This window comes from Xanthomonas sp. WHRI 6106, from assembly GCF_040202405.1.
Lineage (GTDB): Bacteria > Pseudomonadota > Gammaproteobacteria > Xanthomonadales > Xanthomonadaceae > Xanthomonas > Xanthomonas cannabis.
Genome location: NZ_JBEGFC010000001.1, coordinates 593,503 through 602,109 on the forward strand (window position 1 = coordinate 593,503; position 8,607 = coordinate 602,109).

Genomic DNA, 8,607 nt, shown 5'->3' on the forward strand with positions numbered 1-8,607 from the left:
CATCACTGGCCGGTTTTCAAGGCGCTGCATAGGGCCGGGCAATCGCCCGACCTGCAACCGGGCCATCAACGGCCGCGTTGCTTCTTCTTGTCGCGGGCCAGGTTGCGGCCGAACTGCTTGGGCGCGGACTTGGCCAGCTGCTCGTCCTGCGACGGGAAATAATCGCCTTCCCAACGCGTCACCTGATCGTTCTCGAAGAACACGGTGAAATTCTTGACTTCGGTATGCGCCAGGCGGTCGACGCGCTGGGTGGACGTGTAGTCCCAACGCTGCGCATGGAACGGGTCGGGGATCGATGGCGTGCCCAGCAATGCGCTGACCTGCTGCTTGCTCTGGCCTACCTGCAGTTGCTCCACGGCGTTCTGCTTGATCAGATTGCCCTGGTAGATCGGCTGCTTGTAGATGATGCCGCAGCCAGCGGTGGAAAGAGCAATGGCGGCGACCAGCAGGAGATTGCGCATCGGGGAGTAAGTGCTGAGGAAATCACGCCGATGATACACTCCCGCCGGTCGCCGCGACCCGTTTGATGGCAGCTGGCGCTAAATCGCCAATGAACGGAGAACATATGGAAACCCACGACCTGCGCAAAGTCGGGCTCAAGGTGACCCATCCGCGCATGCGGATCCTGGAGTTGCTCGAACAGAAGAGCAACCAGCATCACCTCAGCGCAGAAGACATCTACCGGCAGCTGCTCGATCACGGCGACGAGATCGGCCTGGCCACGGTGTATCGCGTGCTCACGCAGTTCGAAGCCGCCGGCTTGGTGCTCAAGCACAATTTCGAGGGCGGGCAGGCCGTATACGAACTCGATCGCGGCGGCCACCACGACCATATGGTCGATGTGGATACCGGCCACGTCATCGAGTTCGAAAGTGAGGAGATCGAAGCGCTGCAGCGCCAGATTGCGGCCAAGCACGGCTACGAGCTGGAAGAGCATTCGCTGGTGCTGTACGTGCGCAAGAAGCGCCCGCGCTGAGCCAGGTGTATCGCAGGGGCGAATGACAAGGCGGCTTCGGCCGCCTTGTGCGTTCTGGGGCGTGATGTTGGATTTGATGCACGGGCTTGCCCCCATCCGCCCTTCGGGCACCTTCCCCCGCGGGCGGGGGAAGGAAGCTTTGCCAGTGAAGAAGTGACAGGGCACCTTCCCCCGCAGGCAGGGGGGAGGGAGCGGCGGGTGGTCAGTTGCAGTGCAATCGGCAGATCACGCGCAGCCAGACATCCCTTCTCCCGCTGGCGGGAGAAGGTGGCGCGCAGCGCCGGATGAGGGGCGACACCGTGTACGGCTGTCGCGCCTGTCGTAGTCGCGTCGCAGCGATGTCGCTCCCATCCGCCCTTTGGGCAGCTTCCCCCGCAGGCGGGGGAAGGGAGCCTCGTCAGTGGAAAGGAGCTCTCGCAAGCGTACGAAGGTCGTGCTGCCACGCGTCATCTCTGCCGCCGCCGTCGCACCGGCGTAGCGGCACTAGGCGCTGCCGGCCCCGATCAGGCGCTCTGCAACAGCTTGCGGGCAGCCGCGCGGGCTTCCTTGCTCACTTCCACGCCGCCGAGCATGCGCGCCAGTTCCTCCTGGCGGGCCTGCGGGCCGAGCAGTTCCACCGCGCTCTGGGTCATGCCGTCCACCGGTGCCTTGCTGACCCGGTAATGCGCGTGGCCCTTGGCCGCAACCTGCGGCAGGTGGGTCACGCACAGCACCTGGCGTTCTTCGCCCAGTGCGCGCAGCTTTTGCCCGACGATATCGGCCACCGCGCCGCCGATGCCCGAATCCACTTCGTCGAACACCATGGTCGGCACGCTGTCCAGGCCGAGCGCGGCCACCTCGATGGCCAGCGAAATGCGTGACAGTTCGCCGCCGGAGGCGACCTTGCGCAGGGCGCGCGGGGGCTGCCCGGCGTTGGCGGCCACCAGGAACTCCACCCGCTCGGCGCCGTTGGGGTCCGGCCGGGCGCTGTCGTGCGGCTGCAGCTGGATCAGGAATTGCCCACCGCCCATGCCCAGCTCACCGATCAGGGTGGTGGCGGAGGCCGACAGGGCCTCTGCGGCGCTCTGGCGGCTGGCGCTGAGCACGCTGGCCGCACTGCGCCAGACGCCGGTGGCGGTGTCGATGTGCTTGTCCAGCTGCTGCAGGCGTTCGTCGGCACCGCGCAGGCTCTCCACTTCGGCGCTCAGGTGGTCGCGGTGGGCGGCCAGCTCGTCCGGGGCGACGCGATGTTTGCGCGCCAGGTCATGCAACCGGCCGAGGCGGCGTTCCATGGCCTCGAACTGGGCCGGGTCGGCGTCCAGGTCGTCGCGCACGCGGTCGAGCAGGGCCAGCGCTTCTTCGATCTGGATCACGGCGCTGTCCAGCAGTGCGTCCACCTCGCCCAGGCGCGGTTCGTGCTCGGCCACGCGGGCCAGATCGTGTCGACTGTCCTGCAACAGGCCCAGCGCGCTGGCGCCGTCGTCGCCGTTGAGCTGTTGGGCCACGCTGTCGCAGGCGCCGATCAGCGCGGTGGCATGGGCCTGGCGGCGGTGATTGACGTCCAGGGCGGCGATCGCGGCCGGGTCCAGGTCCTCGCGTTCCAGCTCGGCCAGTTGGTGCTCGAGGAAGCCGATGCGGTCAGAGACATCGCCCTGCGCCGACAGCGCGTCGCGCTCGTCCAGCAGTGCCTGCCAGCGCTGGCTGGCCTGGCGCACCTGCTCGCGCTGGGCGCTGTTACGGGCATAGGCGTCGAGCAGGGCGAGCTGGCTGTGGCGGGCCATCAGGGCCTGGTGTTCGTGCTGGCCATGGATTTCCACCAGCCGGGAGGCCAGCTCGGCCAGTTGCGAGGAGGTAACCGGGCGGCCGTTGATCCAGGCACGCGAGCCGCCGTCGGCGCGGATGATCCGGCGCAGCTGGCACTGGGCGTCGTCATCCAGTTCGTTGTCGGCCAGCCAGGCCAGGCCGGGGTGCTCGGCCGGCAGCTGGAATTCGGCCGACAGTTCGGCGCGATCGGCGCCGTGGCGCACCACGCCGCTGTCGGCGCGCAGGCCGGACAGAAAGCCCAGCGCGTCCACCATCAGCGACTTGCCGGCGCCGGTTTCGCCCGACACCACGGTCATGCCCGGCCCGAATTCCAGTTCGGTGGCACGGACAACGGCGAAATCCTTGATCGAGAGGTGTCTGAGCATGAGGTCGAGTGTGAACGCTTTGGGGAAGCTTAGGGTGGGAGGGGCAGACGGGGAATCAGGCGCTTGCCATCCCCGGGGCCAGACATTATCTATGCCCAGTCTCACCGGATGATCCCATGCGCGCGTCCCAGTCCCCAATGCTCGATCCCCGCGCCCGCCAGTTGCTGCGCACGCTGATCGCGCGCTACATCCGCGACGGCGAGCCGGTGGGGTCCAAGACCCTGGCCCAGCATGCCGGGCTGGATGTCAGCCCGGCCACCATCCGCAACATTCTTGCCGACCTGGAAGACGTGGGCCTGCTCAGCTCGCCGCACACCTCGGCCGGGCGTATTCCGACTGCGCATGGCTACCGGGTATTCGTCGACAGCCTGGTGCAGATGCAGCCGCCCGGCGAAGACGAAGTGCGCCGCCTGCGCGCCGAGCTCGCCAGCGGCAACGGCACCCAGTCGTTGCTCGGCAGCGCCTCGCAGATGCTGTCGGCGATGAGTCACTTCGTCGGGGTGGTCAGTGCGCCGCGGCGCGAGCAGTTTGCGTTCCGGCATATCGATTTCGTGGCGCTGGACGCGCGCCGGGTGCTGGCGATCCTGGTGTTTGCCGACAACGAGGTGCAGAACCGGGTGATCGAGCCGCGCCGCGCCTACGAGCCCGCCGAGCTGGAACGGGTGGCCAATTACCTCAATGCGCAGTTCGCCGGGCGCGCGCTGTCGGACATCCGCGTCAGCCTGCTGCGCGAGCTGCGCATGGCCAAGAGCGAGATGGAGCAGCTGCTGGCGCACAGCGTGGACCTGGCCAGCGAGGCGCTGGTGCCAGCCGATGCCGACGACATGGTGATGGCCGGGCAGACCCGCCTGATGGGCGTGCAGGACCTTTCGGACCTGGACCGGCTGCGCGAGCTGTTCGAGGCCTTCGCCAGCAAGCGCGAGATCCTGCAGTTGCTCGAACGCACCATCCAGGCGCCGGGCGTGCGCATCTTCATCGGCGAGGAAACCGGCATGGTGTCGCTGGACGATGTCTCGCTGGTCACCGCGCCATACACCGCCAACGGACAGGTGCTGGGCGTGCTGGGGGTGATCGGGCCCAAACGCATGGCCTACGACCGGGTGATTCCGCTGGTGCAGACCGCCGCCGAGGTGCTGGGCGCGGCCATGGAGCCGCCCGGCGCGCGATAACCGGCGGCGATCGGCGCGATTGTTTGCTTGAAACGCGCGCGAGCGCCCACATACGGGGTGACGTTGGGGCGGGCGTTCCGCTTGCCCGGGAACTGCACATGAACCAAGACCACCCCGAATTCGACTCCGAAGACCTGTCCCAGAACCCACCCGAGACCGATCCGCTCAAGGCCGAGATCGAGTCGCTGCGCAGCGAGATCGCCTTGGTCAAGGCCGACGCCCTGCGCGAGCGCGCCGACCTGGAAAACCAGCGCAAGCGCATCGCGCGCGATGTCGAAAACGCCCGCAAGTTCGCCAACGAGAAGCTGCTGGGCGAGCTGCTGCCGGTGTTCGACAGCCTGGACGCCGGGTTGACCGCCGCCGGCAGCGAGCCCAGCCCGCTGCGCGATGGCCTGGACATGACCTACAAGCAATTGCTCAAGGTCGCTGCCGACAACGGCCTGACCCTGCTCGACCCGGTCGGCCAGCCGTTCAACCCCGACCAGCACCAGGCGATCAGCCAGGGCGAGGCCGAAGGCATTGCGCCCGGCCACATCGTGCAGGTGTTCCAGAAGGGCTACCTGCTCAACGACCGCCTGCTGCGCCCGGCCCTGGTGGTCGTGGCCAAGCACGACTGACCGGCAGCGCCCGGCTGAACTGCCAGGCGCGCCGGTGAAACACAGATGCGCACGGATGGCTTGAACACCTGCGCACCACCCCCACATCTCAGCCAGACCCGGCGTCGCCGGACACAGCTACAGAATCATCAGGAGCGTATCCATGGGCAAGATCATTGGTATTGACCTCGGCACCACGAACTCGTGCGTGGCGATCATGGACGGCGGCAAGGCCCGCGTCATCGAAAATTCCGAAGGCGATCGCACCACGCCCTCGATCGTCGCCTACACCAAGGACGGCGAAGTGCTGGTCGGTGCCTCGGCCAAGCGCCAGGCGGTGACCAACCCGAAGAACACCTTCTACGCGGTGAAGCGCCTGATCGGCCGCAAGTTCACCGACGGCGAAGTGCAGAAGGACATCTCGCACGTGCCGTACGGCATCCTGGCGCACGACAACGGCGATGCCTGGGTGCAGACCAGCGATGGCAAGCGCATGGCGCCGCAGGAAATCTCCGCGCGCGTGCTGGAAAAGATGAAGAAGACTGCCGAAGACTTCCTCGGCGAGAAGGTCACCGAGGCGGTGATCACCGTGCCGGCGTACTTCAACGACAGCCAGCGCCAGGCCACCAAGGATGCCGGCCGCATCGCCGGTCTGGACGTCAAGCGCATCATCAACGAGCCGACCGCCGCAGCCCTGGCCTATGGCCTGGACAAGAACGGCGGCGACCGCAAGATTGCGGTGTACGACCTGGGCGGCGGTACCTTCGACGTGTCGATCATCGAAATCGCCGAAGTCGATGGCGAGAAGCAGTTCGAAGTGCTGGCCACCAACGGCGACACCTTCCTGGGCGGCGAAGACTTCGACAACCGCGTCATCGAGTACCTGGTCGACGAGTTCAACAAGGACCAGGGCATCGATCTGCGCAAGGATCCGTTGGCGCTGCAGCGCCTGAAGGACGCCGCAGAGCGCGCCAAGATCGAGCTGTCGACCAGCCAGCAGACCGAAGTGAACCTGCCGTACGTCACCGCCGATGCCTCGGGCCCGAAGCACCTCAACATCAAGTTGACCCGTGCCAAGCTCGAAGCGCTGGTCGAAGATCTGGTCAAGAAGTCGATCGAGCCGTGCCGCACCGCGTTGAACGACGCCGGCCTGCGCGCCAGCGACATCAACGAAGTGATCCTGGTCGGCGGTCAGACCCGCATGCCGAAGGTGCAGCAGGCGGTTGCCGATTTCTTCGGCAAGGAACCGCGCAAGGACGTCAACCCGGACGAAGCCGTGGCCGTGGGCGCCGCGATCCAGGGCGGCGTGCTGGCCGGCGACGTCAAGGACGTGCTGCTGCTGGACGTGACCCCGCTGTCGCTGGGTATCGAAACCATGGGCGGCGTGTTCACCAAGATCATCGAAAAGAACACCACCATCCCGACCAAGGCCTCGCAGACCTTCTCCACTGCCGAAGACAACCAGTCGGCCGTGACCGTGCACGTGTTGCAGGGTGAGCGCGAGCAGGCCCGCTTCAACAAGTCGCTGGCCAAGTTCGACCTGTCCGGCATCGAGCCGGCGCCGCGCGGCATGCCGCAGGTGGAGGTGTCCTTCGACATCGATGCCAACGGCATCTTGCACGTGTCGGCCAAGGACAAGAAGACCAACAAGGAACAGAAGGTCGAGATCAAGGCCGGTTCGGGCCTGTCGGACGAAGAGATCCAGCGCATGGTCGCCGACGCGGAAGCCAACCGCGAAGAAGACAAGAAGTTCCAGGAGCTGGTGCAGACCCGCAACCAGGCCGATGGCCTGATCCACGCCACCCGCACCGCAATCACCGAGCATGGCAGCAAGGTCGGTGGCGATGTGATCGGCAAGGTGGAAGCGGCGCTGTCGGATCTTGAGACCGCCATGAAGGGCGACGACAAGGCGCAGATCGAAGCGCGCAGCAAGACGCTGGAAGAAGCCGGCCAGTCGCTGTACGCCGCGGCTGCCGCAGCAGAGCAGGGCGGCAACGCCGATGCGGCCAGCGGCAATGCGCAGGCCTCCAAGGCCGCCGACGACGTGGTGGACGCGGAGTTCACTGAGGTCAAGGACGACAAGAAGTAAGCCGTGATTTGGGAGTCGGGAGTGGGGATTCGCACGCCGCCGTGCGGGTGAGTCCCCACCCCGATATCCTCTACGCGTCGCGTCGCCAGGGCGGAACAGCACACGCTGTCCGCTTTTGCGTTTCAACGAACCTCAAATCACGAATCCCGAATCCCGGCTTATGAGCAAACGCGATTACTACGAAGTGCTGGGCGTGGCCCGTGGCGCCAGCGACGAAGAGCTGAAGAAGGCGTATCGGCGTTGTGCGATGAAGCACCACCCGGACCGCAACCCCGGCGACGCTGCTGCCGAAGCGGCGTTCAAGGAGTGCAAGGAAGCCTACGAAGTGCTGTCCGATGGCAATAAGCGTCGTGCTTACGACGCGCATGGCCATGCGGCGTTCGAGCACGGCATGGGCGGTGGTGGCGGGCCTGGTGGCCCGGACATGGGAGATATCTTTGGCGATATCTTCGGCAATATTTTTGGCGGTGGCGCCGCCGGTCCGCGCGCTGCGCGACGTGGTGCCGACGTCGGTTACGTCCTGGAACTGGATCTGGAAGAAGCCGTTGCCGGCATCGAGCGACGCATCGAGATCCCGACCCTGATCGAGTGCACGCCATGCCATGGCAGCGGCTCGGAAGACGGCAAGGTCGAGACCTGTGGTACCTGCCATGGACGCGGCCAGGTCCGCATCCAGCGCGGCATCTTTGCGATGCAGCAGAGCTGCCCGCATTGCGACGGCCGCGGCACGTTGATCCAGAACCCGTGCAAGACCTGCCACGGCGCCGGTCGCGTGGAAGAAGACAAGGTGCTGTCGATCAAGGTGCCGGCCGGCGTGGATACCGGCGACCGGATTCGTCTTGCAGGCGAGGGCGAGGCCGGCCCGGCCGGCACGCCGCCAGGGGATCTGTATGTGGAAGTGCGCGTGCGCGAGCATGCGATCTTCCAACGCGATGGCGACGACCTGCATTGCGAAGTGCCGATCCGCATTTCGCAGGCGGCGCTTGGCGATACCGTCCGCGTGGCAACCCTGGGCGGTGAGGCGGAAATTCGCATCCCGGCCGAAACCCAGACCGGCAAGTTGTTCCGCCTGCGCGGTAAGGGTGTGCGCTCGGTGCGCAGCCGCAGCGAAGGCGATCTGTATTGCCGCGTGGTGGTGGAAACGCCGGTCAACCTCACCGCCGATCAGCGTGAACTGCTGCAGCAGTTCGAGGCGACCTTCACCGGTGAGGATGCGCGCAAGCATTCGCCCAAGTCGGCCACCTTCATCGATGGTGTCAAAGGCTTCTGGGACCGCATGACGTCGTAAGCGACATCTGTTCTCGCAGGGAGCGACAGGAGACGCCACGCGTTTCCCGTCGCGGCAAGACCTCATTCCTTCTCCCATCGGGAGAAGCTGCCCGAAGGGCGGGTGAGGGTGCTCGTGCAGGGCATCCGTCGCTCGCGGTCGATGACGCAATCGTGTCCTTCGCAACGCCAGAAAGCGGCAGAAAAACGATCTTCCTTCTCCCATCGGGAGAAGGTGCCCGAAGGGTGGATAGGGTGCGCGTGTAGGGCATCCGTCGCTCGCGGTCGATGACGCAATCGTGTCCTTCGCAACGCCAGAAAGCGGCAGAAAAACGATCTTCCT

Annotated in this window: 7 protein-coding genes; 5 read left to right on the forward strand and 2 right to left on the reverse strand. The window is 66.1% G+C overall.

All coding sequences use genetic code 11. The features are described 5' to 3' along the window. Positions 1-65 precede the first annotated feature (65 nt). Entirely contained in the window at positions 66-461 is a 396-nt protein-coding gene (locus tag ABQZ09_RS02680) for an outer membrane protein assembly factor BamE (protein ID WP_039403293.1), read from the reverse strand. A gap of 104 nt (positions 462-565) precedes the next feature. On the opposite strand from ABQZ09_RS02680, the gene fur reads away from it, so the two are divergent. Continuing rightward, positions 566-976 carry a ferric iron uptake transcriptional regulator gene (fur, locus tag ABQZ09_RS02685; protein WP_005988392.1) on the forward strand — a complete coding sequence of 137 codons (411 nt, stop codon included), beginning with the start codon at positions 566-568 and terminating at the stop codon, positions 974-976. 503 nt (positions 977-1,479) lie between these two features. On the opposite strand, the gene recN is transcribed toward fur, so the two are convergent. Continuing rightward, on the reverse strand, positions 1,480-3,144 hold the full coding sequence (gene recN, locus ABQZ09_RS02690) for a DNA repair protein RecN (protein WP_349776051.1): 1,665 nt from the start codon (positions 3,142-3,144) through the stop codon (positions 1,480-1,482). 137 nt (positions 3,145-3,281) lie between these two features. Here recN and hrcA point away from each other — a divergent pair, with 137 nt between their 5' ends. The 4 genes from hrcA (at position 3,282) to dnaJ (ending at position 8,286) form a co-directional block, all read left to right on the forward strand. Continuing rightward, positions 3,282-4,313: a heat-inducible transcriptional repressor HrcA gene (hrcA, locus tag ABQZ09_RS02695; RefSeq protein ID WP_039403282.1), complete on the forward strand. Its 1,032-nt coding sequence runs from the start codon at positions 3,282-3,284 to the stop codon at positions 4,311-4,313. 98 nt (positions 4,314-4,411) lie between these two features. Continuing rightward, on the forward strand, positions 4,412-4,930 hold the full coding sequence (gene grpE, locus ABQZ09_RS02700; RefSeq protein ID WP_047696740.1) for a nucleotide exchange factor GrpE: 519 nt from the start codon (positions 4,412-4,414) through the stop codon (positions 4,928-4,930). Positions 4,931-5,072: 142 nt separating this feature from the next. Continuing rightward, positions 5,073-6,998 carry a molecular chaperone DnaK gene (gene dnaK, locus ABQZ09_RS02705; protein WP_166750366.1) on the forward strand — a complete coding sequence of 642 codons (1,926 nt, stop codon included), beginning with the start codon at positions 5,073-5,075 and terminating at the stop codon, positions 6,996-6,998. Between the two features lie 160 nt (positions 6,999-7,158). Continuing rightward, the gene (dnaJ, locus tag ABQZ09_RS02710) at positions 7,159-8,286 is read left to right on the forward strand and encodes a molecular chaperone DnaJ (RefSeq protein ID WP_047696736.1); all 1,128 of its coding nucleotides are present in this window, start codon (positions 7,159-7,161) and stop codon (positions 8,284-8,286) included. The last annotated feature ends 321 nt before the right edge of the window (positions 8,287-8,607 follow it).

Coding starts and splice junctions, on each gene's coding strand:
- ABQZ09_RS02680 (WP_039403293.1), bottom strand. CDS start 461: ATGCGCAATCTCCTGCTGGTCGCCGCCATTGCTCTTTCCACCGCTGGC.
- fur (WP_005988392.1), top strand. CDS start 566: ATGGAAACCCACGACCTGCGCAAAGTCGGGCTCAAGGTGACCCATCCG.
- recN (WP_349776051.1), bottom strand. CDS start 3,144: ATGCTCAGACACCTCTCGATCAAGGATTTCGCCGTTGTCCGTGCCACC.
- hrcA (WP_039403282.1), top strand. CDS start 3,282: ATGCTCGATCCCCGCGCCCGCCAGTTGCTGCGCACGCTGATCGCGCGC.
- grpE (WP_047696740.1), top strand. CDS start 4,412: ATGAACCAAGACCACCCCGAATTCGACTCCGAAGACCTGTCCCAGAAC.
- dnaK (WP_166750366.1), top strand. CDS start 5,073: ATGGGCAAGATCATTGGTATTGACCTCGGCACCACGAACTCGTGCGTG.
- dnaJ (WP_047696736.1), top strand. CDS start 7,159: ATGAGCAAACGCGATTACTACGAAGTGCTGGGCGTGGCCCGTGGCGCC.